Annotated in this window: 1 protein-coding gene; it reads left to right on the top strand. The window is 37.8% G+C overall.

Going from position 1 to position 233, the window contains the following annotated elements:
• Window positions 1-233, top strand: a 233-nt coding sequence (locus Q4550_RS24165; protein ID WP_303536813.1) for a hypothetical protein, incomplete at both ends; no start/stop codon positions are given.

Raw genomic sequence — 233 nt, 5'->3', positions numbered from 1 at the left:
TCGAATATTGAAGGTAAAGTTCAATTCGAATCGATTTTTAGTGAGACACTTACTGGTAGCGTCAACCAGATCATTGATTTCCCGGTAAAGGGTGAAGTGGTAACATCCGTTCCAGTACAATTTGATCCAAAAGCTGGTTCTACAATTGATAAAAAGGGAACGCCTGATCGTTCTTATAACGCTACCGAAATCACATGGCAGGTAGATTTTAATAAACAGTTGGATCAATTAAA

It is taken from the genome of Anaerobacillus sp. 1_MG-2023 (genome assembly GCF_030547345.1).
Lineage (GTDB): Bacteria > Bacillota > Bacilli > Bacillales > Guptibacillaceae > Guptibacillus > Guptibacillus hwajinpoensis_B.
Note: the sequence above shows the minus strand (reverse complement) of the source record. Positions and strands in the feature narration are given on the sequence as shown.